The 20856-nt window shown below is 59.5% G+C and carries 21 protein-coding genes and 1 pseudogene; 5 read left to right on the top strand and 17 right to left on the bottom strand.

Annotated features, from left to right (window positions below; all coding sequences use genetic code 11):
• Position 1: 1 nt before the first annotated feature.
• From RGR602_RS32445 to RGR602_RS32415, 8 genes and pseudogenes are all read right to left on the bottom strand, one after another.
• Complete coding sequence (locus RGR602_RS32445; protein ID WP_022712712.1) at positions 2 to 823, bottom strand: carbohydrate ABC transporter permease; 822 nt, start codon at positions 821 to 823, stop codon at positions 2 to 4.
• Positions 823 to 1758, bottom strand: coding sequence for a carbohydrate ABC transporter permease (locus RGR602_RS32440; protein WP_040116684.1), 936 nt, complete (start codon positions 1756 to 1758; stop codon positions 823 to 825). The genes RGR602_RS32445 and RGR602_RS32440 overlap by 1 nt, the downstream gene beginning before the upstream one ends.
• Positions 1758 to 3089: an ABC transporter substrate-binding protein gene (locus tag RGR602_RS32435; RefSeq protein ID WP_040116027.1), complete on the bottom strand. Its 1332-nt coding sequence runs from the start codon at positions 3087 to 3089 to the stop codon at positions 1758 to 1760. The genes RGR602_RS32440 and RGR602_RS32435 overlap by 1 nt, the downstream gene beginning before the upstream one ends.
• Positions 3090 to 3140: 51 nt before the next feature.
• Entirely contained in the window at positions 3141 to 3800 is a 660-nt protein-coding gene (locus tag RGR602_RS32430) for a GntR family transcriptional regulator (RefSeq protein ID WP_040116026.1), read from the bottom strand.
• A gap of 23 nt (positions 3801 to 3823) precedes the next feature.
• Positions 3824 to 4705, bottom strand: coding sequence for a dihydrodipicolinate synthase family protein (locus RGR602_RS32425; protein WP_040116025.1), 882 nt, complete (start codon positions 4703 to 4705; stop codon positions 3824 to 3826).
• A gap of 121 nt (positions 4706 to 4826) precedes the next feature.
• Positions 4827 to 5088 (bottom strand): annotated as a pseudogene (locus RGR602_RS39020) (rhizopine-binding protein); the annotation flags it as partial.
• A 99-nt stretch (positions 5089 to 5187) separates the two neighbouring features.
• Complete coding sequence (locus RGR602_RS32420) at positions 5188 to 6165, bottom strand: NAD-dependent epimerase/dehydratase family protein (protein ID WP_040116024.1); 978 nt, start codon at positions 6163 to 6165, stop codon at positions 5188 to 5190.
• An 8-nt stretch (positions 6166 to 6173) separates the two neighbouring features.
• Positions 6174 to 7385, bottom strand: coding sequence for a glycosyltransferase family 4 protein (locus RGR602_RS32415; RefSeq protein WP_040116023.1), 1212 nt, complete (start codon positions 7383 to 7385; stop codon positions 6174 to 6176).
• A 407-nt stretch (positions 7386 to 7792) separates the two neighbouring features.
• Between RGR602_RS32415 and RGR602_RS32410 the strand changes: the two genes are divergently transcribed.
• On the top strand, positions 7793 to 8230 hold the full coding sequence (locus RGR602_RS32410; RefSeq protein ID WP_063856028.1) for a response regulator: 438 nt from the start codon (positions 7793 to 7795) through the stop codon (positions 8228 to 8230).
• A gap of 1550 nt (positions 8231 to 9780) precedes the next feature.
• Here RGR602_RS32410 and RGR602_RS32395 read toward each other — a convergent pair.
• The 3 genes from RGR602_RS32395 to RGR602_RS32385 form a co-directional block, all read right to left on the bottom strand.
• A complete protein-coding gene (locus tag RGR602_RS32395) occupies positions 9781 to 10020 on the bottom strand; it encodes a tautomerase family protein (protein ID WP_040116020.1) in 240 nt (79 codons plus the stop codon).
• Positions 10021 to 10041: 21 nt separating this feature from the next.
• Positions 10042 to 10755: an SDR family NAD(P)-dependent oxidoreductase gene (locus RGR602_RS32390; protein WP_040116019.1), complete on the bottom strand. Its 714-nt coding sequence runs from the start codon at positions 10753 to 10755 to the stop codon at positions 10042 to 10044.
• A 144-nt stretch (positions 10756 to 10899) separates the two neighbouring features.
• Positions 10900 to 11832, bottom strand: a complete 933-nt coding sequence (locus RGR602_RS32385; protein WP_040116682.1) for a LysR family transcriptional regulator — start codon at positions 11830 to 11832, stop codon at positions 10900 to 10902.
• 759 nt (positions 11833 to 12591) lie between these two features.
• Here RGR602_RS32385 and RGR602_RS32380 point away from each other — a divergent pair.
• Positions 12592 to 12798 carry a CsbD family protein gene (locus RGR602_RS32380; protein WP_040116018.1) on the top strand — a complete coding sequence of 69 codons (207 nt, stop codon included), beginning with the start codon at positions 12592 to 12594 and terminating at the stop codon, positions 12796 to 12798.
• Between the two features lie 447 nt (positions 12799 to 13245).
• On the opposite strand, the gene RGR602_RS32375 is transcribed toward RGR602_RS32380, so the two are convergent.
• On the bottom strand, positions 13246 to 13575 hold the full coding sequence (locus tag RGR602_RS32375; RefSeq protein ID WP_052451872.1) for a hypothetical protein: 330 nt from the start codon (positions 13573 to 13575) through the stop codon (positions 13246 to 13248).
• A 256-nt stretch (positions 13576 to 13831) separates the two neighbouring features.
• Complete coding sequence (locus RGR602_RS32370) at positions 13832 to 14041, bottom strand: hypothetical protein (RefSeq protein ID WP_052451938.1); 210 nt, start codon at positions 14039 to 14041, stop codon at positions 13832 to 13834.
• 472 nt (positions 14042 to 14513) lie between these two features.
• Between RGR602_RS32370 and RGR602_RS32365 the strand changes: the two genes are divergently transcribed.
• Both RGR602_RS32365 and RGR602_RS32360 read left to right on the top strand, forming a co-directional pair.
• Positions 14514 to 14924 carry a low affinity iron permease family protein gene (locus tag RGR602_RS32365; RefSeq protein WP_040116017.1) on the top strand — a complete coding sequence of 137 codons (411 nt, stop codon included), beginning with the start codon at positions 14514 to 14516 and terminating at the stop codon, positions 14922 to 14924.
• A gap of 23 nt (positions 14925 to 14947) precedes the next feature.
• On the top strand, positions 14948 to 15292 hold the full coding sequence (locus RGR602_RS32360) for a low affinity iron permease family protein (protein WP_040116016.1): 345 nt from the start codon (positions 14948 to 14950) through the stop codon (positions 15290 to 15292).
• 68 nt (positions 15293 to 15360) lie between these two features.
• On the opposite strand, the gene RGR602_RS32355 is transcribed toward RGR602_RS32360, so the two are convergent.
• Complete coding sequence (locus tag RGR602_RS32355) at positions 15361 to 15768, bottom strand: GFA family protein (protein WP_052451871.1); 408 nt, start codon at positions 15766 to 15768, stop codon at positions 15361 to 15363.
• A 423-nt stretch (positions 15769 to 16191) separates the two neighbouring features.
• On the opposite strand from RGR602_RS32355, the gene RGR602_RS32350 reads away from it, so the two are divergent.
• Positions 16192 to 17100, top strand: coding sequence for a membrane protein (locus RGR602_RS32350; protein ID WP_040116014.1), 909 nt, complete (start codon positions 16192 to 16194; stop codon positions 17098 to 17100).
• 233 nt (positions 17101 to 17333) lie between these two features.
• Here RGR602_RS32350 and RGR602_RS32345 read toward each other — a convergent pair whose 3' ends face one another.
• Genes RGR602_RS32345 through RGR602_RS32335 form a run of 3 tightly spaced genes read right to left on the bottom strand, consistent with a single transcriptional unit; the run spans position 17334 to position 20778 of the window.
• Positions 17334 to 18608 (bottom strand): D-tagatose-bisphosphate aldolase, class II, non-catalytic subunit, encoded by a 1275-nt coding sequence (locus RGR602_RS32345; RefSeq protein ID WP_040116013.1) that lies wholly within the window; start codon positions 18606 to 18608, stop codon positions 17334 to 17336.
• Positions 18605 to 19588: a tagatose kinase gene (locus RGR602_RS32340; protein WP_040116012.1), complete on the bottom strand. Its 984-nt coding sequence runs from the start codon at positions 19586 to 19588 to the stop codon at positions 18605 to 18607. Before RGR602_RS32340 ends, RGR602_RS32345 begins: the two co-directional genes overlap by 4 nt.
• The gene (locus RGR602_RS32335) at positions 19585 to 20778 is read right to left on the bottom strand and encodes an ROK family transcriptional regulator (protein ID WP_040116011.1); all 1194 of its coding nucleotides are present in this window, start codon (positions 20776 to 20778) and stop codon (positions 19585 to 19587) included. The genes RGR602_RS32340 and RGR602_RS32335 overlap by 4 nt, the downstream gene beginning before the upstream one ends.
• Positions 20779 to 20856 lie beyond the last annotated feature (78 nt).

Below are 20856 nucleotides of genomic sequence, written 5' to 3'. Positions count from 1 at the left end.
CCTAGCTGCCTTTGACGGCGCCCGCCGTCAAACCAGCAACGATCTGCTTCTGGGCAAACATTGTCAGCACAAGCACCGGCAGCGTGACGATCAGAGCTGCCGCCGCAAGCGGTCCCCAACTGACCTGCTCGAAGGAGAGCATGTTGTAGACTGCCACCGGCAACGTCCGGGTTTCGCGGCTCGCGAGCACGATACCGAACACGAAATTGTTCCACGAGAAGATGACGGAGAGGATGAAGGCGACGACAATGCCGGGCTTGGCGATCGGCAGCGCCACCAAGCGGAAGACCTGCCATGGCGTTGCCCCGTCGATACTTGCCGCCTCTTCGAGCTCCATCGGCGTCGTTTCGAAATAGCCGATCATGATCCAGACGACGATCGGCACCGTCACCACCAGATGGATGATGATCTGTGGCCAGAGCGTGCCGAGGAGATCCAGCCATTGGAACAGCAAGAAGAGCGGGATCAGAAAGGAAAGCCCGGGTGTCATTCGTGCGATCATGATCACCATTGCCGAACGCTCGGCCTTGAGCCGGGCAATGCCATAGCCTGCCGGTACGCCAATCAAAAGCGCCAGAAATGTCGCCGCCCCCGTCACAAGAATGGAATTCCAGAAATACAGGAAGAAATTGTTTTCCTCGAAGACCTTGACGTAGTTCGACCAGGCAAATCGCTCTGGGATGAAGATCGGCGGGTAGGCTCCATTGTCGATTTCGTATTTCAGGGACAGCGAGATCATCCATAGAAAGAAGAGGATGACCGGTGAGACCATCACCAGCGCGACGAAGAAAAGACCGATGCGATCGAGCGTCTTGCGCTTCATCAGCGTGTCTCCGTGTCTGACCAGTTTGTCCGCGCGCGCACCATCATTAAAACGAAGGAGAGCGCGACGATGACGACGAAGAAGACGACGGCCATCGCAGATCCGTAACCGATGTCGTAATAGGAAAAGGCCGTATTGTAGAGATAGATGTTGATCGTCTCCGAGGCCGTGCCCGGTCCGCCTTGCGTCATCGCATAGATGATGTCGAAGCTCTTTACGGCATCGATGCTGCGGATGATGACGCCGACCATCAGGAAGGGCGCAATCATCGGCAGCGTGAGATAACGGAACTTCTGCCAGGCATTGGCACCATCGATTTCCGCGCTTTCATACGGCTCGCGCGGCAGAGCCGCAAGACCGCCAAGCACGATCAGCATGATCAGCGGCGTCCACTGCCAGGTTTCCACCAGAACCAGCGAGGGAATGACGCTCGTCTGATTGTAGATCCATTCCTGAGGCCCAATTCCCACCAATGAGAGAAGATAATTGAGGACGCCGAGCTGCGGATGAAACATCATCGTCCAGACGAGCGCGATGGCAACGGGTGTCGCCATCATCGGCATGACGAATATGCCGCGCAGGAGTCCGCGCAACGGGAACTGCGCGTCAAAGATGAGGGCGGCGAGCGTTCCCAGAAAAAGGGGTCCGATCACCGCAAGCACCGTATAAAGGACGGTATGCCAAAGAGAATCCCAAAAACGCGTGTCGGTCGCGAGACGGAGATAGTTGTCCCAGCCTGAAAAGGCCTGTGCCTGGCCAAGCGTCCAGCTGTTTACGCTCATCCACAGGGTGAAAACCCATGGAAAAACAATGACGGCCGCGATCACGATCAGGGCTGGAACGACGAAGGGCCAGTAGTTCGGAGCAAGCCCACTGGGCTTGCTCCTCGCACTGGTTGCCGTCGCTTTGGCGGCTTCGATGCTCACCGAAGACATCATCCCTCGCTTCGCGCCAGCACCGGCTCGAACTGGGCCGTGGCGGACTTGAGTTCGGCGGCCGGATCTGCGCCGCCGATCATGTTCGTCAGGCCGACGCCATAGATATCCCGGAATTCGGTGACCGGGATGATGACCGGCAGGGCGAGCTTTGAAATCTTGCCGGAGCCGACGACCGCGTCGACCCATGCGCTCGGCATGGTGACGCCTTCGCGCACCTTGGGATCTTCAAGGATAGACTGGCGGAAGGGAACGCCGGCACCGGCCTGCAGAAGCCGGGCACCCATGTCATGGGAAACCACCCATTGGCAGAAGAGGTAGGCCGCTTCCTTGTTCTTGCTTGCTGCCGTTACGCCGATACCGTCGCCAAAAGTTGCGGCGGCCTGGGCTTTCGGGCCCTTCGGCATGATCCCGTAACCCACCTGGCCGACGACGCGGGATTTTTCCGGGTTTTCGATCGGCGGTGCAAAGCCGACGCCATCGAGCCACATGCCGATCTTGCCCTGCAGGAATGCCGATTGCGCTTCCGCCCAATTGAATCCGGAAACGCCGACAGGCGCTGCCTTGGTCATCAGACGCTGGTAGAGCGTTGCCGCCTGGACGGCTTCATCGGAAGTAGTGCGCAGTTTGCCGTCGGGCCCGATGGGCGTCATGCCGTAACCGAGCATGAGGGCCGTCCAGACAGGGACATTGGCGTTTTTCAGTCCGCGGGCAACGAAGCCGTAAGTGTTGCTCGACGCGTCGGTCAGGGCCTCTGCGGCGTTCGCCATCTCTTCGAAGGTTGCGGGGTACGAAAGGCCCTTCTTCTCGAAGAGCTGCTTGTTCCAGTAGACAATCCAATAGTCGACGGAGAAGGGCAGGGAGCGCAGGAGGCCGTCGGAGTCCTTGGCGAACTGCAGGCCCGCATCGGCGAAGTCACCCTCGACCAGAGAGGGATCGGTAAGGGACGGATCCTTGAGAAATCCGCTTATATCGGCAAGCCAGCCGCCCTTTTCGAACTGCCGTTTCTGCACATGATAGCTCATGTGAACAACGTCGAAGCTCGGCTTTCCGGAGCTGAGTTCGATCGTCGTCTTCTGGCGCTGCTGTTGTTCGGGGGTCGCCTCGGCATTGACTTTTATACCGGTCAGCTCCTCGAACTCGCCGAGATACTTGAGGATGATCTCACTGCGTGGGCTTTTCACGAGATTGACTTCGAGCGTCGTGCCGGAAAACCGTTTCCAGTCAACGGCGGCCGAAGCTGCCCGGACGCCAAGAAAGCCGGCGGCGCCGAGAGCGGCAGAACCAGCCAGAAAGCCCCGGCGCGTTGGATTCCAAATTGAAGATGACATGCCATTCCTCCTCTTCTTGCCGGAGATCTCCTCACCGCCGGCTTGTTTTGCTTATAATCTGAGTGCGCGGTCCCTCGCGTGATGGATATGTGCGACGAGCGCGCTGACCGCATCTTCGGCAGACCGTCGCTCGATGGCTTCGAGAACCTTCAGATGTTCTCCCATGACCGGCCCGACACGGCCGTCGATGCGAAAGCGTTCCTGGCTTATAAGGCGCATCTTGATTGAATTCACCCGGTAGACATTCGAGATGATGGTGTTGCCGAGCGCGTCGATAAAGGCGTCATGCATTCCCCAGTCCACAGCCTGGGCGTGAAGCTCAAGATCATGCGAATTGTTGCCGCCATTGATGGCGTCGGCGATGTTCCGGTGCATTTTCAGGAGGCCCGCGATCGTTTCGTCGGAGGCCGACCGTGTAAAAAGCGCAACTGCCTCCTTCTCCAGGAACACGCGGAGCTGAAAGGCTTCGCGGATCAAGTTGAGATCGATATGAGCAATCTGCAGGCCGCGTTGCGGCACCGTCTTGATGAGGCCTTCGGCTTCGAGCCTTGGAATGAGTTCACGGATTGCGCCGAGCGTCAGTCCGGTCAGTTCGACGAGGCGGCGTTGGGAGACGAACTGACCAGGGCGGACATCGCGCGCCAGCAGATGTCGGGTAAAGCTCTCATAAGCTCTTTCCCGCAACGTCGGCTGTTCGTCCAGTCCATCCATGGATCCCCCTTCATACATGACGATTAGGCGGCCTTTTTTCGAAACAGGGCGTCAAAGGCAAGGGCAAGCTTGCTGCATCCTTCGCCGGATATTGAAACGAGCGGTGGTCGGACCGCAAGCCACATTTCATCGTCGCTCAGATGCGCGATCATCACCTTTACGGCGGGGGTCACGGGATACTTCAGGAGCTCGGCCACGAAAGCGACCACGCGCGGATCATCTTTTCCCTCTTCGGCCATGCGCTTGATCTCGGGGGCGATGAAATTCGCCATGCCGGAGATTGCCCCCTGGCCGCCCGTGCGCGTACCTTGTGCAAGATGACGCTCATCGCCGATCAGGATGATGAGATCGTGATGGGCCTCGAGCAGCCTTTCGGTAAAGGCCCAATCGCCGGAGGAATCCTTGACGCCCGTTACAATTCCGGGAAACGCCTGACGCAGGCGGCCGATCAGCGCAACGCTCAAGGGCACCATCGTGACGGAGGGAATGTTATAGACGATGATGTCGCGGGCTTGGTCCCCGAGAATGCGGAATACGGCATTAAACCAGTGGAAAATGCCTTCGTCGCTGACATTCTTGAAATAGCAAGGCGGGGCAAGGAGAATGTTTCGGACACCCATGGACAGGGCATAGCCCGTCTGGGCAGCAGCATCCTCGGCGGCATCGACCAGGACGCCCACGACGATTTGGTAGGGATCAATACCGGCCTCGATGAATGCCGCAAGCACCCTCTGGCGCTCCGCGTTGCCGATCGACGATCCTTCGCCGGTCGTCCCGAACAGCGTGACGCTGGAACAGCCCTGCGCAAGGCTGCGCTTTGCCTGAGCGATCATCGCGGAAACTGCAATGTTATCGTCGCCGTCGAAAGGTGTCGCCAGCGCGACCGATAATCCAAAACGCCCCACGAACTTACATCCCGCGATCTGACTATTCAGTATAGATTGACTAACATGTTAGTCGTAGCCGAGCAAGTGGGAATCTCGCCTCTGCAGAACTAGGGCTATGACTTATCAGAGAGCGGTCTGCTTCCATCAACCGGCTGAGCATCTCATTGGATGCAACGAACGGCGGTTTCTGGCAGCTTGTCGACATCGGCGGCGGATGGTTCGCATAGACAAGCGGAATCCCTTCGTCGGTTGCCATGTTGGCGAGAGCCGGGGTGCTGTCACCGTCGGCAGCGACGGCTGCGACGATGATGGCGTCAAGGCCCAACGATTACTTGATCCAGTGGCTGGCTGGGATCGTTCTGCGCATCCTCCACCTGGAACCTCACGCCTTTGGGTTTGGCGAGCAGCCATGACGCGGGTTATCCAAAACTCATGGCAACGACTTGCAGACCAAGCCCGGGGCTCGCTCAGTTTCCCGCCTGCGCAATAATCTTCGCGGTTCAGACGCAGGCAGCTTCTAGACGGTGATGATGCTTAAGGCAGCGCCGCACGCCTTCTTCGATACCGACCTTCGGCGTGAGTCCGAACGACTTTTGAAGCGTAACGTCGCCGCAGCGGAAGAAGACGCCCTCTGGACGGTTTGCCGTTCCTCGCACATGCGGTGCCCAGCCGAGCTCGCGACTTATAAGCTCGGCAAGCGAAATGAAAGAGGTTGGCTTACCCGTCGAGAGGTTGAGGCTTGCGCCTGATGGCAGCGCGTCCATCGTTTCCCAGATGAAATCGATGCAATCGGAAATGTGGATGAAGTCGCGGCATTGGTGTCCGCTCCCCCAGACGGAGACTTCCGGAGCACCGCGCTCCTTGAGAAGCCTGCGACAGATGGCGGGGAAGGGATAGGCGAGGTCCTGGTCCTCGCCATAGCCGCTGAATGGCCGATAGGCAACGGCACGGCCGCCATAGCGCTCGACATAAAGCTTCATCAAGTACTCGCCGGTGAGCTTGGTCCAGCCGTAGCTGAGGTCGGGCACGCCGAGCGGGCGATCGAAAGAGATCATGTCTTCGCAGAGCAGCGTCTGCTTCGCCTCGGTCTGCAACGCCACGGGATAGGCCGCGCTGGAGCTGAAATAGACGACGGTTCCGGGTCGGCATTCGCCTGCCCACCGCCAGAGCGCTGCGTCGACGGCGAGATCTTCGGCAACGAGCAGCGTCTGGTTCTCGAGCGTCATGCGCCCGCCGACGAGCGCCGCGAGGTGAAACACATAGTCGAAATGCTCGTCAGCGCATTCAAAAAATGCCCGGCAATCCTGCTCATTCAAGGTGAACTGACGATGCAAGCGCTGGCTTGAAACCGGTGGCCTTGCGCCCGTTCCCGGTTTCATTAAATCGACGCAGACCACATCGAAGCCCTCGGCCAAAAGCCGGTCACAGAGATGCCGGCCCACAAAACCGCATCCGCCCGTCACGAGTGCACGCGTCATGATCCCCCCTAAGCAGCGAGAAATGCAGTCTCCCCTGTATAGATCGCGATCATCCGGCGTTCCCATTCTGGGCGGCTGGGCGCAATCTTCTTGCCAAAGGCGCGGGCGCCTTCGGCAAGCTTTTGCACAAGGCTGTCGCTCTTGACCTTCAACAACGCTTCGGCGAGTGAGGCGGCGTCGCCGCTCTTGAACACCAGCCCTGCGCCGTTTTGCTCAATCTCCTCAGCAATGAGGGCGTTGCTGCTTATGATGACCGGGATTCCGCTCATGATCGCCTCGGCGGCCACCAGTCCGTAAGGCTCCGGCATCCGAGACGGCATCACGAATATCCGAGCCTGGTCGGCAAGCTCGGACACGGTTGCATCATCGAGCCAGCCGGGTACCCAGCAATGGGGAAGCGTCGCCTGCATTTCTTCGAGAAGCGGCCCACGGCCAATCAGCGTTGCTGCCTGACCGGTCATGCGCAGCGCTTCACTGAGGGTACGCACGCCCTTTTCCCAGGTCATGCGGCCGAGAAACATGATGCGTTCGCGCCGCCAAGGTTCCGTCGGCCGCCCCGTGAGAGGCTCGGTGGGTGTGCGCAAGGTCTGGAAGTTCCTGATTGGCCCGGGGGTCAGATAGGCTTCCATTTTCTCATGGGCGAGGATCACCTCGATGCGCTCCCAGAAATTGTCACCCACGCCAATCTGCCCCAGCATGCGCCGGAAGCGCCAGAGCTTGTGCAGATAGTTGCGCTTATCGCAGTTGGTTGCCAGGCACTCGAATGACATCGGTTTGACGGGGCAGATTTCGCCGCTCTTGTAGTTGAGCCGGCCGCCATTCGGGCAGTTCAGGAAAAAATCGTGGGCCGTTACAATGACGCGTGCCGCGCTCTCGGCCAACGCATGGAAGATCGAGGGCGATAGGATCTGGTTCCAGCCGTGCACATGAACGACGGTCTCTTCGCAGGATTGGCCCAAGAGTATTGCCAGAGCCTCGTATGCCCGCTTGTTGAAGTGACGATCGAAGACATTGGCGATAACCGGCCCATCTCGAAGCGGCCTCTCGCCAAGCGCGATCGTGGCTACGCGCAGACCGGACTCTTTGAGGCCGGTCCCGTCGTCGCCGACAAAGAAGGTGCAATCCAAGCCGGCTCGCACACAAGCCTGCAGACACTGAATCGCGACTTTCGTGGCTCCACCTCGGATAACGGAAACGTCGTTCACAACAATAAGACGCATGATCAAACCGCCCAAATTTACGCAGGGGCCTAAGCGGGGACAAGCATCGGCACAGAAAATAAAAATCCCCGCTTTCAATGAGGCGATGTATCACGTCCGATTGCAATTCACCCAATGGCATTAGTCAGGAAAGAGCGCCGGCGGGATTGCTGTTTTAAAACAATCTGCTGGTGCGCCACCCAAATAAAGTAATCACCTCCGTCGGACGTTCCTTCAACCCGCCGACGAGGAATTGCTGGAGGCCAGCGGTGGACAAAAGCAACGTTGCGTAGACGCACAGCCTGAATGACATGACACGTAAGTTGTAACTGCGCAGCAATCCTGCGCTTCACAATGTGAAGTGACTTCGAGCCGTGTCGGATGTACGCTATTTGATAGCGCACAATTGCGAGAGCAAAGGGTGCAAGATGACAATTGGAACTGTTCTGCTTCTTGAGGACGAGCCGATCATCGCTCTCGATATCGAGAAGCTTCTCCAGGAAAACGGCGCCGACAAGGTCGTCACCTTGTCGACCTGTGCCGAGGCTACCGGGTGGCTGGGTCTCAACACCCCGAATGTCGCCATTGTCGATCCGCGCCTCAGCGATGGAGTATGCTCGTTTGCGGTGAAGACCCTTGCAGAGCGCAGTGTCCCCTTCATTCTCTATTCTGGCGAACCAGATGCGGCGATCGAGAGCGAACCCGCCTTCTCCGCAGGCCAGCTGCTTTACAAGCCATGTGAGCCCGACAGACTGATCGCCGCTCTCTCGCGGGCTGCTATCGGGTCGTTTGAACACTCCGCCCGCAAGGGTATACCTACGCGGCTCCCGTTGAAAAAGGGCACCAGCCGGACCACCGGTTTATGATGACGCGGCCAGCTCAATCCAAGTGCAGCCAGAGTGCCCTGCGCCGAGTTGGGACCTTAGTCCAAGTTGACGGCAAGCCCCTCCAAGCTAAACTAGGCTTGGTCGTCCACTTTGCGGCGATTTCGCATTTCGCATTTCTCAATTGCCCCGCCGCTTGCGGGGCATTTTTCTACGCGGTCGCACTGTAGTCTGCTGCAGGTGGCTGGAACATCTTATTTCCGGGATCGCCATTGCGCGGCTATCTGGCATTTCGCGTTGGACGAATACGCCACTGCTTGCGCAGCGGCAGTTCGCTCAAGCTTCCGACGTGCCGCAGATTAACTTCCTGCGGCGCGAGATGCGACGGGGCTCGCCTCGACCCCCAGACCCTCCGGGGCGACCCTTGTCGCATCACACGAACTGGGCACCGGCCCGGCCAACAGAGTGGCGAGGGGGAGAACTGCTCGCTTGAACGGACCTGTCCAGCTTGCGGAAACACCGTTCCGCGGTTTCCTCGCAGAGCAAGAACGAGACCTCAAGAGTATCTTGCTGGAGGGCTGGCCGGTAATGGAGCCGGACTGTCGTAAAAAAATGGGCCGCTGGGTAGTTGCGGCCCATGAGATGTGAAGGTGTGAACCTCCAGAGGGGAACAGCTGGCGGCACCGGGAGGAAAGGTACACGCGGCAGCTGTTTCTATATAGGGCCAAAGACAGCATCGATCAACCCGCGATTGCTTAGCCGGCACGGAAAGGCTAAGCGGGATGCGGACGCCCCTGGGGCGACCTTACCCACGTGTAGCTGAGCGACTTTTAATTCGGATCCATTCAAGAAAAGCCTGCCGTTGTCGTCAAGGTGAACAGTAATATCCAGCTGACCAATCTCGCCTCCTACCATCCCGCAGGGCGGCCCCCCCGGGACGCGGAGCGAAGTCAAGCATGTCGGGAACCGATTGCTGCGCCCGACCGCCTTGCTTGCACAAACCAGATTGAAGCCACAACCCAGTATGTGATTGATGCTGCAGCCGGGGCGGAAAAGACAATGCGGCTCGGTTCTCCTTCCCGGAGGAATGGGCATTTGTTCCCGACTGCAACAGGGCGCTGAGCCGCATCTGAATCTACTTAACCGGCAGGATGAGTGGGGTCCCTTTCTTGACGATATGACCCTACCGTGGTTGATTTCGCTGACCTCGACCCCGTGGCCGATGAGTCGTCAGCGGGCCGCGCCGATGCCCGAGACGACGAGATCGAGACCGCTTTCCGAGCCGGAGCGCAGCCGACGTTCGCCCCGTGCCGAGTGGATCGAGGACCGCGAGCCCTAAGGTGTGAACTGGCGCGACCCGAAAGGGTGTCATCGACAACTAGGTCGGCGTCGAGCCTCCAGCCAAGGCAGATCGTCCTTTTGCGGCCACTCGCTATGGATACGAGTGTCATGTTTTCCTTTTGTGTGAAAAAAGGGCGGCGCTAGCACGCGCCCTTTGTAGATCATCAAGTTGACGGAACGCAGCGATCAATCGTGTCGTGAGTTCCCGGGCGAAGGCACGACGCTGACGTGCAAAGCTTCGGGCCGGCGGCTCAGGATTTTGCTGCCGCGGCACGCATGCCGCGATACTGTACGGTCGGAAGGCCACCCCAGCCCCAATTGTCGAGATCGACCTCCTCAATCACCACGTAGGTCGACTCAAGGGGTTTGTTCAGCACTTTGAGCAGCACCTCGCTGACGCCCTTGATAATGGCGGCCTTTTCCTCGGTGGTGACCGAATTGCGGTCAGGAGTGGTCCCCTCGCGGGTAACCTGTACGGTGACGATAGGCATTGTGATCTCCTTTCGAGACGTTCACCAGCGACCGGCGTTCTGGCCGCCATCGACGTGGAGGATTTCGCCGGTCACGAAACCAGCGGTTTCGAGATAAAGGACGGCATCGATGATGTCGCGGATTTCGCCCATTCGGCCGACTGGATGCAATTCGGCGAGCGCCGAGTGCGTCTCCACAGGATGCATGGGCGTCTTGATCACGCCCGGAGACACCGCGTTGACGCGAACGCCGCTCTTCGAGAACTCCATCGCCAGAGACCGGGTCACAGCGTTCAGACCGCCCTTGGTCAAGGAGGCGAGTGCCGAGGGCATCCCGACCATTGGCTGATCGGCAAGGCTCGTGGTGATGCTGACGATATGGCCCGAACCCTGCTTCAGCATCCAGGCGGCTGCGCGCTGGGTAATGTGAAAAAAGCCGGCCACATTGACACCGAGGTTGTGGTCGTAGTCTTCCTGGGTCATTTCGATGAAGGGCTTGGCGAGGAAGACGCCGGCGTTGTTTACCAGCGAATCGATGCGGCCAAAGCGCTCAATCCCTTCGCGCACGATCCGTTCGGCAGTCGCCGGCTGACTGATGTCGCCGGGCACGGCGTGAACATCCGGGTCCGTGCTGGGCTTGATCGAGCGGGACGTGGCGATGACACGGAAGTTGCGGTCGCGGTAGGCGCGAACCAATTCAGCGCCAATCCCTTGTGATGCTCCGGTGATGATGACGACATTTCCTTCGGTATTCATGGACGGGGATCCTTTTTCGATTGCAGCGGGCGCTTCATCTGCGCCAGCCCTTCGCCCTCGGCGTCGGTGCAATTGATTTAGACCCATCCGGTGTCAGGGAGAATTGCCGTGCTTTGGGCGACACTCCTCCGGAAATCGGCATAATTAACCGAGCGTGCCTGCCTGCGTTGCCAAGCGTGCTAATTCCGAGCGCAGACGCGGCGTGGCGAAATCGACGAAGGCGCGGACCTTCGGAACGGACATGCGGCCCTGTGGTGCGAGGAGATGAACCGGCAGCGGAGGGTGCTCGGCATCTGCGAGCACGATCGTCAGCCGGCCGTCCCTCACATAGTCTGCGACATGATACGAATAGAGCCTGGTCAAACCGCGCCCGGAAGCGGCCGAAGCGACTGCAGCCCGCACGCTGTTGACGATGCACCTCGGCGTGAACTGGACTGTCCGGGGAATGGATGAGCCCTGTGCCGGCGTGAAGCCCCACGAGTCGAGACCGAAATTGGTAAAGGCGACGATTTGGTGCTTCGTGAGATCTGCGGGTTCTGCGATGCGGGGATGAGTGGCTAGATAGCGCGGGGATGCAACGACGACGCGCCGCACATCGCCGCCAAGCCGGGTGGAGATATGTGATGAATCGGCGAGATGGCCGATGCGCAAGGCAATGTCGACACCTTCGTCCACCAGATTGACGAACCGATCCAGCAGCAGAAGCCGAACTGAAACGGCCGGGTGCAGCTCAAGGAAATCGTCCAGAATGGGATGCACGACTTCTTCCCCGAGGATTGGCGGCGCCGAAATCGTCAGCATCCCGCGAGGGGCGGAACGCTCACCGCCGGCGAGCATGTCAGCCTCCTCGAGATCGACGAGGACCCGCCGGCAGGCTGCGGCGTAACGCTGACCCGCGTCGCTCAGTTTGAGGGTGCGGGTCGTTCGATGCAGCAGTTCAACGCCGACATGAGCTTCCAGGAAGCTCAGTGCCCGGCTGACCGCAGTTGGTGATCGCTTCAGCCGCCGGGCGGCACCTGCCAGACTGCCTTCGTCGATCGCGGTGACGAACACTTTCATTGCATCGATACGGTCCATTTTATTCTGCCGATCTTCGGGATAGTGAAGGCCAATCAGTAAGTGTTCACCCGGAATCAGCCGGAAGTAAACATGCGACGGATCCAAACAGGCATCGTCCGCCGGCTTCATCGCAGCGCACAGCAAAGTCTGATTCGACGATGAAGTGACCGGACTCAAGATCCAAACCACAGCCGTTTCGGCAGCACATGTCTATGCGAGCTTTCAAACAGATCGGGCTCAACGAAAAACGCGAGCTTCACGCTGAAAAATTGTGGACGGACAAGCTTTTTTCGGAAGAGTGCAGTCGATTGGTAAGTCACGTCCAACAAATCGCCTCGCGGGCTTGAGCCCCCTCGAAGATGTCGACCGCCTGTCACCGCTTGTCGAGCGCGGTCCTGATTTCTGCCGTCCCCAAATTAAGTGGGTCGAAAAGAAAAAAGGATCGGCGCGAACCGCACCTCTTTTCCACGTTCACTGCATGGCTATGGGCAGGTTGGGTTATCGGTGTTGGTAACCCTGCTGTTGCCGGTGTTTTCCTGAGGGGTCGCTGTCAGAATGCAGTTGGAAGATTTTGATGGTTGGTGTTGGTCGTGCTGTTTGTGGGTATTCGGATCGACCGCAGGCAGAGCTGTAGCATCGCAGCCGCCAAAGACGGGTTTCTGCAAGGCATTAGGTGCCGGACGCGACGGCGCGCTGTCTGCCCGTCAGGGGGCGCGGCTGCTCGGAACAAAACATGCGACGGGCCGTTTTCTCGACACAACAAAAGGAGGAAACACTATGGATTGGAATCGCGTTGAGGGTAATTGGAAACAGATGAAGGGCAAGATCAAGGAACAATGGGGCAAGCTCACAGACGACGATCTTGATCAGATCGCCGGCAAGCGCGAGCAGCTGGAGGGAAAAATCCAGGAGCGCTACGGCATGGCTCGCGACCGCGTCCATCAAGACGTCGATGATTGGTATGAAAACCAAACGTGGCACTAAGAAACGGATCCTGGCTAAACGCTGGGTGAGACTGCAGACAAATCCCTGGCTTGCCGGGGGTTTGTGTTCACTGGGACATGGTGAAGAATCATCCAACTAGACGGTCGAGATGGCGCCGTTCCGAGATGCTGATGCCGAAGGATCGGCTCAGCAGTTGGGACAAGGCGGATATATAGACCCCGCAGTGAGTCGCATTCGGGTCCGATGTCAGAGCTCGTGGTCGCCACCCCAGAACGTCAAGAAGATCACAACGGCAAATCGCCAAGCCTTCGAACCACCTCGGCGCGAGCGTCCATGCCCCTGGAAGCTACGCCCATTCGATCCTGCATACCAAAAATCTCGAAGGAGCAGCTCGCCGGTCGCGCTTTGGTTTCGTCGCAGACTTTGGGCCCCAGGTGGACCTATGAGGCGAATGCCTCCCTCACATCTACGATGTGGTTCGCCTGACTAATCGCACTTGTCTTGCTGAGCCTTCGCAGCAGCGGTTTTATCGCCATGCTGCTGTGCCACCACATCCTGTTCAGACGTCGCAAGATTGGGGTTCTTGGCCAACGGCAATGTTCCACCCTCTTTCTGAGGTGCGTTGGCGTCAGCCTTGTTCTTTTGCGCTTGCGTGGTTTCACTGCCTTCCATCGGAGCACGAGTACCGTCTTTGGCGATGCCGCTACGGTCCTCCGTCCCTGTAGACCCGGTTATGTCCACGCAATCGGCGAAGCTTGGTTGGGATGTCAAAGCTGCCATGCCAATGGCAACCAGAGCCAACGAAGTGTGTTTCATGACGCTTCCTCCTATTTGTTGTTATTGATTCATCCTAACGAGGCAGCACCCTCGAGGTTCCCACGGTATTTTGCCTGACTACGGGAGATCGCTGCGGCTGGGTTTGTAAGTCCTGATCATCGCGCGTGCGATCCAGGGCGATAAAAAATGTTCCTCTACCTGCATGTGCAATGGAGGGAGCGCCACTTCCAAACAACCGAACAAATCGTCAAAACGCCGACGACGCTGGCCATCGACCTTACTCGGGGCTTATGCGTCAATTCACGACCTGCACGTCTTCTTTCCGAAGGTCGTCGATTGCATCGATCGCTTCCTCGGCGGACCAGCCTGCACGCAGTGCTGCGGCAACCAGACGCACTTCGGCCTCCTGTTGAAGTTTCAGATAAAGCCCTTCGAGCGCCTCTCTTGCTGTGACGACATGTTCATCGTGGAGCGGAATGGCTGGAATTCTATCTAGCTGAGGCATTTTCATCTCCCCTGTTAAAGACGGTTTTTCTCGGGGTGTTGCCATTCGAACTGCGCGAAGGCGTTTGCTCTTCGCGACACGAAGGCGACGTTCGTCGTCGATGATATTCTCCGCGGTCTGCGTCGTGCGCTTCTGACGATCCACGCGTTCTTGCTGGAGCACTTGCCATCCTCTCGATGTTGATGCGCCCGGACTGCAGCTAGAGTTTGCGCTAGATGCGTCAACCCCGAGTGTCAGCGCGGAAACTTTAAAAGTGCGGATCTTGGGGTATGCAGCGACCCGACTTTTCAGGCCACAATCACGACCGACAGTGAGCCGCATCGCAGCTTGTCCGTTTCCGGGCCGTGAAAATCGACGCCACCAAAAAAGAGCACTGCGACATATTGATGCTCGCCAGAGAGCGACGTTGACGCTGAGAGGAACCGCAACGCTTTCCGGCCGTTAATGGGGGCGATCAGCGCGGAGGTAGCAAATGGCGTCCAGGTTCTTTTCCAAGTTCGCAACAGGAGTGGCCGACCTTTCCGGCCGACCGGGGACCTTCATTGTCGCGGTATCTTTGGTTCTGATTTGGGCGATATCCGGCCCGTTCTTCAACTTTTCGGAGACGTGGCAGCTCGTCATCAACACATCCACCACCATAATCACTTTCCTGATGGTGTTCGTCCTGCAGAACTCGCAAAATCGCGACGGGAAAGCGCTTCAGGCAAAGCTCGATGAACTTATCTTGACATCCCAGGCGCAGAATAAGTTCGTCGGAATTGAAAAACTCGGCGAGAACGAGCTTCGAGAACTGAGCAAGATGCTGGCGGAAAAAGCCGAGTGCGTCGATCAAAAGGCGCAGGAGAAGACGACAGTTCAGCAGGACGCTCCAGGCGTCGCCTGACCAGCGTAGTGAGGAAAGCGATCGTGCCCACTCCACTAGCTCATCAGCTCGTTGGTCGCCTGTCGGATCACTCCGCACGTATCGTCGGAAGCAGGCTTGCCCTGATGGCCGTTGCTGCAGTTATCGCAATCTGGGTTATTCTCGGTTTGGCGACGGGTCCAACAAAGCAATGGCTCCTGGCAACAAATATGCTGGCAACATTGGCAACCTGCCTCATCCTCGTTCTTCTCCAGCATTCCCAGAACCGCGACATGCGGACGCTTCAAACGAAGGTCGATGAACTCATCAGGTCGAGCGGCGCGCGAAACCACATGATTGGTGTGGAACGGCTGGAGAGGGACAAGGACGCCCCGGTTTTAAGAGGGTGACCCGGTCGCGGCGCGCAGACGACAAGGCCAGAACGACGACGGCCGCGGCGAGCAAAGTTCTTCGCAAGCTAGAATCTCTCCTGCGTTTCCTCCTCTGGCAAGCCGGGTCCACATTCGGCCCACCGCAGGCGGCTTTCGATGCCATAGTGCCCCGCCGGTCGAATCCGCTCGGGATGATCGAGAGACCCGGCGGTCAGTCGTATCAATTCGTCCCCGTCGTACCGCAGAAAGAGCGGCGTCCCGCAACTGGCACAGAATCCACGCGTTGCAATCGGCGAAGACCTGTAGACGGACGGCTTTCCGGTCGTCCAAACCAAATCCGAAAGCCTCGCCTGGACAAGAACCGCGAACGGGCCGCCCGTTGCCCGCTTGCACATGTCGCAATGGCAATAGCCTGAATGAGGCCGATCGCCCTGGAACTGATACCGGCATCCTCCACAGAGGCATCCGCCCGTCCATTTTTCTTGATCGTTCATGATTTGCGAACTGCGTTCAGCGAAGTTTGTTCCATGGCTGGCTTCGAGGCCATGTGGTCGATCGCAGTTCGGTAAGGCAGGACGTACATTTTCAGCTCCGACTTCGGCCGGCAGTGGGGGTTGCACACGAGTTCTGCATAATTTTGCCGGTAGTGATGCTGCCTCAATCGTCCGGAATCCGATCAACTGCGGCGAAGCCCCACACGGGCCCACGAAACTGTTGCCTGTGCGGACAGGATTTAGCAAAGGTCGGTCGTTAGAACGCCGGAACATTGAACAGGCCTCAGCGTTAAGTCACTGCAATAACTTCAAAACCTCAAGATCGGAGGCAACACCATGGGTCGCGGTATTCTTCTTTGGCTTCTCGGCATTCCACTGCCAATCGTCATTCTCCTTGTTCTCTTCATGCGATAGGAGGTGTCCATGTCCATGTCCATGACAGGTCCAGACGTCGCGGCCACTCCTGTCGAATCGTCCAAGTCCGCGATGTCGTGGGGACCGATCCTCGGTGGTGCTTTCGCCGCCACAGGCGTCACCCTGATCCTCTTGCTTCTCGGATCTGGTGTCGGGCTGACGATGGTGTCGCCTTGGACAGGACAGAGCGCTTCGGCAGAGGCCATTGGCGTGACTGCCGCGATTTGGCTGGTGGTCGTGCAGTGGTTGTCGGCAGCGTTAGGGGGCTACCTCACGGGCCGGCTCCGCACGAGATGGGCCGCTGTTCACACCGACGAGGTCTTCTTCCGGGACACCGCCCATGGTTTGATCAGTTGGGCGGTTGCCACGATTTTCGTGGTGGGTTTCTTGACGTCATCTTTGACCTCGCTTGCTGGGGCCGGCGCGCAGGCAGTCGGCCAAGCGGCGACCAACGCAAGCCTTGCTGGCGCTGTCGCAGCAGGATCATCGCAGTCGCCGGCGACCGATCTCTCGGCGTCCTATTTCACCGATGCTTTGCTTCGACCAGACCGAAATCGCGCGCAGGCCACGACCGACCAGGGTGCAGCCACGGCTGAAGTCTCGAGAATCCTTCTTCAAGGCGCCGCTCAAGGCGGGATCCCAGATGAGGACAAAAACTATCTCGCAACGATCGTGGCATCGCACGCAGGTCTTTCGGAGGCCGATGCCAAGACACGCGTTGACGCCATCTTAAAGCGGGTGGAGGATGCCAAGGTCACTGCCCAAAGAGCTGCAGACGAGGCACGTGAGGCAGCGGCAACGACTGCGATGCTCGGCGCTCTGTCTCTCCTGATAGGCGCTTTCATTGCCTCTGCTGCTGCAGCGCTCGGAGGCCGACAGCGAGACGAGGAAGAAGACGTAATTCTAAATCGCATGTGAAACCGACGTCCGCTGCATGTCCTACAAATGTTATGCAGTCCCGGACCTCCGGCAGCTTTGAGGCAGAAGTCCGGGACGAGACCATAGGCCAGGATCACCGTGGCGCCGGCGACCTCGTCGGCAGGTGTCGTCTCGCTGACGAGGCCCTTGTTTCTCGTTGCAAGCTTGCCGCTTGGTCCGTCTTTCGCAACGTCGCGGTAGGGTGGGGGCGTCGTTGATTGCGATGCGTGTTGTTATCGACCCGGCTGATGTGCGCTTTGGTATTCGTCGAGAACTGCCCGCACCGCGTCAATCAGCAACTCCTGCGGTTCAAGGGGCTTTCCGGCGTACCTCACCAAATTGGGCAGATGCTGCCGGAAAAGAGGTGCCGGGATGATCCGGCCGTCGAGTGCTTTCGTGAGCCGAAAGACGGCATCCTCCGCTGCTGGGTGGTTCCAGTAGTAGCGAATACGATCGGAATAGGAGTAGTGCCGCAGGATATGCTGCTTAGCCTGCGAACCCTGATAGTGGCCTTTCCAGTGGCCGGGGTCCTTCCTCATCAGCGCGTCCATCACGGCCATGAGGTTTCGGCTCGGATAACCGGGGATAAAGTCGCTTGCGATCAAGTCAAGTCCGTAGAGTGCTTCGCGAAGTGCGAAGGTCAATTCCGGCCCGACCTTGAGGATGGCGAAGCCGTCCTCGACGAGTTCGCGGAGCGCTTGCGCGCCCTGATAGTCAGTCGAATGCGCCTCGTAGACAAGCGCGGGCTCCTCGTCGAGCAGCGCGGCAAGGGTTCGTGCTCTCGCCCGGTCGTAGACAATAACGTTTTCATTGCCGAACTCGACTCCGGGTTGGACGACAAGCGCCAGCACGCGGTCGAAGGCCTTGCCGAGGCCGGCTGCGTCAAACCGCGTCCGGTGCAGCGCAATCGTCTTGCGCGCCGCGTCGACGCGCGTCGGTTCGAGCGTGGTGATCACATGATGCGCGCCGCCAGGCGGCGGCACTTCGGTTCCGATGACATAGACCGGTGGCTCACCGCCTGAAGAGGCCGCGCACCGTTCCGCCACGGCCGCCAGCCTCACCGCTCGCCCGGCTGTCGTCGCGTCGTCGAGCGCGACCGGCTCGCCCGCGCAGCCCATGGACGTATCGAGATGGAGCTTTCGGAAGCCAGCCTCGACATAGGCGGCGATCATGTCGTCCGCTTTGGTCATGGCGACCTCGGCAGGTTCTGCACGCCATGGGTTGGGGCCAAGATGATCGCCTCCGAGGATGACCTTGTCTCGCGGCACACGCTCTTCGCCGGCGATCTTTTCCACCAGCGCCACAAAATCACGGGGCTTCAAGCCCGTGTATCCACCGAACTGATTGACCTGATTGCAGGTCGCCTCGACCAATACCGGACCATCGCAAGCCACGGCATGTCGAAGGGCCGCGCGGATCACGATGGGATGAGCCGAGCAAACCGAAGTGATGCCCGCCATGGCGCCCGTGCGCCGGCTGCGCGCTAGGTTCGCGAGTACGGAGGTCATATGCTGCGCCCCGGTGTCATGGCGATGAAGGCGTCGAGTTCGGCGCGGGTGCCGGCCCCCTCCATCGGCCCCCTGGCCGTGACATTGCGGGCGCCGGCCGCATTGGCGTAGGTGAGCGCCTGTTCGATTGGCATACCGAGCCGACGGCACGCGACATAGGCGCCACCGAAGCAGTCTCCGGCGCCGGTCGGATCGATTTCTTCGACTGCGAAGGCCGGGCAGTCGATGCGTCGGCCTTCCAGTGTGAAGACGGTTGAGCCCTTTGCGCCGCGCTTGAGTGCCACTTCGCTGGCGTTACGGGCGAAGAGCGCATGGACCGCCTCACTTTCGCCCCCGACGCCAGCGGCGACGAACAGCTCTTCTCCAGACGGGAGGATCAGGTCGGCGATATCGACAAGCCTTGCGAAGCGGGCGCGGGTTTCGGATTGCCCGAGCAACTCCTTGCGGACGTTCGGGTCGAAGGAGATGCTGCCACCGCGAGCCTTGATCGTCGCAATCGCGTATTCGATAATCTCGATGGCGCCGGGTATGGCAAACGCGGTTCCCATGACGTGCAGGTGGCCCGATCGGGCAATGAGCGCGCGCGCCGCGGCGGTAAGGTCGATCTGGGAGGCTGCGGATCTTGCTATGTTGAACACGAAATCGCGCGAACCGTCATTCCGGTAGCGCACGAAGGCGCTGCCGGTCGGAAACTCTGGGCTGGTCGAAATAGCCGAGACGTCGGCGCCGTCTGCGTGCAGTCGTGCGACATTGACGCGGCCGAAGTCGTCGTCGCCCACGCAGGCGATGATGCCGGCCGAACCGCCTATTCTGGCGCATTGGTCGATGAAGATTGCCGGAGCCCCGCTGGGGTAGGGGCCGATGAGAGTGATCGGCTCGAGAAAGCCTGTGCCGCGATCCGTTGCCATGATCTCGACGAGGATCTCGCCGATCGTTATCGTCGGTCCGAGGGCATCAGGGGCTAAGCCGGTTCGTGTCATGCAGCATCCTCGGCAGAGCGCGCGCTGTCGGTCAGGAGATAGCGCTGGTGAAGCATGCAGGCAGCGCCGAAGGCCGGCCCCACCGTCTCATCGTCATTTGTTTCGATCAAGGGCAGCGGAAAGCTCTCCTCCTGCATGGAGCGAATGTGATGCAGGACGCGCGCCGCCATCAGCGGATAGAGCGCGGCGACCGAACCCCCAAGGACGACCCTGTCGGCATCGATGATCCTGCAGGCCTGAATCAGGCCGTAAGCCAGCACACGCGCCCAGTCCTCTGCTATGGCGACGGCGCCGGGAACGCGGTCGCGCACATCGACCAGAAAAGTCGCGAAGTTTGGTTCCGGCTGCATCGAGACGCAACGATAGATGCTCAGGATGCACTCCAGACCGAGGACGCTTTCAAGGCTGCGGCCGGGCGCATCGGCACCATCGACGCGCAGATGCCCGATTTCGCCGGCAAGTCCCCGCGCGCCGCGAAGCACGGTCCCGTCGACGACGATGCCGCCGCCCACGCCGCTTTCCATGACGAGATAGAGCGTGACACCCGAATGGACCTCCCGAGCGCCGTAGCTCGCGCCGATCGCGAAGGCATTTGCGTCATTCTCCACCATGACCGGCATTTGTGCCGGCACGGCCGCACGCACGAGATCGGCAAGCTGTATGTTCTGCCAGCCGAGCAGGGGAGCGGTGTTGATCAGCCCATTTCGGTCCATTTGCGCCGGCACGGCGACGCCGAGGCCCTCGCAGCGGCTGCGGTGTTCAGCCGGCAATGTGTCGAAGGCGATCGCGATCGCGCGCGAGACCGCAGTCTCGACATCGACGGATGGGCCCTCGAATGGCTCCATTCGGTTGTTGACGATGCGGCAGGCGAGATCGACCTCAACGACCGTGATATGTTCGACGCCGATCTCGATGCCGAGAAAAAAGGCGGCTTCGGGCATAAGTTCGAGCATGATGCCCGGCCGCCCCGCGTGGGTCGTCTGGGCCTGCTCGGCGGTTCCCACCTCGCGCACGAGGCCCTCGGCGGTGAGTCCGGCGATGATATGGCCGGAGGAGGAGCGATTGAGCCCTAGAATGCGCGCAAGCTCCGCCCGGCTCAAGCGGCCGTGGCGATAGAGCGCCCGCATCGCCGCGAGTTCATTGCGCTGGCGGATCCCGCTTTGAGACGCGATTGGACCCACTTCATTCACGGGCGATTCTCCTTGCCTCTCTTGTCCTGCCATTGACACATCATGACTGGGCCGCAAACGCGCGGTATCTACCGGACT

Origin of the sequence: Rhizobium gallicum bv. gallicum R602sp (genome assembly GCF_000816845.1) — a bacterium.
In the GTDB taxonomy this organism is placed as follows: domain Bacteria; phylum Pseudomonadota; class Alphaproteobacteria; order Rhizobiales; family Rhizobiaceae; genus Rhizobium; species Rhizobium gallicum.
This window is presented reverse-complemented; position numbering and strand designations above follow the sequence as displayed.

Excerpts from the sequence above, each read along its gene's own strand:
- RGR602_RS32445 (WP_022712712.1), bottom strand. The coding sequence starts at position 823 with ATGAAGCGCAAGACGCTCGATCGCATCGGTCTTTTCTTCGTCGCGCTG.
- RGR602_RS32440 (WP_040116684.1), bottom strand. The coding sequence starts at position 1,758 with ATGTCTTCGGTGAGCATCGAAGCCGCCAAAGCGACGGCAACCAGTGCG.
- RGR602_RS32435 (WP_040116027.1), bottom strand. The coding sequence starts at position 3,089 with ATGTCATCTTCAATTTGGAATCCAACGCGCCGGGGCTTTCTGGCTGGT.
- RGR602_RS32430 (WP_040116026.1), bottom strand. The coding sequence starts at position 3,800 with ATGGATGGACTGGACGAACAGCCGACGTTGCGGGAAAGAGCTTATGAG.
- RGR602_RS32420 (WP_040116024.1), bottom strand. The coding sequence starts at position 6,165 with ATGACGCGTGCACTCGTGACGGGCGGATGCGGTTTTGTGGGCCGGCAT.
- RGR602_RS32415 (WP_040116023.1), bottom strand. The coding sequence starts at position 7,385 with ATGCGTCTTATTGTTGTGAACGACGTTTCCGTTATCCGAGGTGGAGCC.
- RGR602_RS32410 (WP_063856028.1), top strand. The coding sequence starts at position 7,793 with ATGACAATTGGAACTGTTCTGCTTCTTGAGGACGAGCCGATCATCGCT.
- RGR602_RS32395 (WP_040116020.1), bottom strand. The coding sequence starts at position 10,020 with ATGCCTATCGTCACCGTACAGGTTACCCGCGAGGGGACCACTCCTGAC.
- RGR602_RS32390 (WP_040116019.1), bottom strand. The coding sequence starts at position 10,755 with ATGAATACCGAAGGAAATGTCGTCATCATCACCGGAGCATCACAAGGG.
- RGR602_RS32385 (WP_040116682.1), bottom strand. The coding sequence starts at position 11,832 with ATGGACCGTATCGATGCAATGAAAGTGTTCGTCACCGCGATCGACGAA.
- RGR602_RS32380 (WP_040116018.1), top strand. The coding sequence starts at position 12,592 with ATGGATTGGAATCGCGTTGAGGGTAATTGGAAACAGATGAAGGGCAAG.
- RGR602_RS32375 (WP_052451872.1), bottom strand. The coding sequence starts at position 13,575 with ATGAAACACACTTCGTTGGCTCTGGTTGCCATTGGCATGGCAGCTTTG.
- RGR602_RS32370 (WP_052451938.1), bottom strand. The coding sequence starts at position 14,041 with ATGCCTCAGCTAGATAGAATTCCAGCCATTCCGCTCCACGATGAACAT.
- RGR602_RS32365 (WP_040116017.1), top strand. The coding sequence starts at position 14,514 with ATGGCGTCCAGGTTCTTTTCCAAGTTCGCAACAGGAGTGGCCGACCTT.
- RGR602_RS32355 (WP_052451871.1), bottom strand. The coding sequence starts at position 15,768 with ATGAACGATCAAGAAAAATGGACGGGCGGATGCCTCTGTGGAGGATGC.
- RGR602_RS32350 (WP_040116014.1), top strand. The coding sequence starts at position 16,192 with ATGTCCATGTCCATGACAGGTCCAGACGTCGCGGCCACTCCTGTCGAA.
- RGR602_RS32345 (WP_040116013.1), bottom strand. The coding sequence starts at position 18,608 with ATGACCTCCGTACTCGCGAACCTAGCGCGCAGCCGGCGCACGGGCGCC.
- RGR602_RS32340 (WP_040116012.1), bottom strand. The coding sequence starts at position 19,588 with ATGACACGAACCGGCTTAGCCCCTGATGCCCTCGGACCGACGATAACG.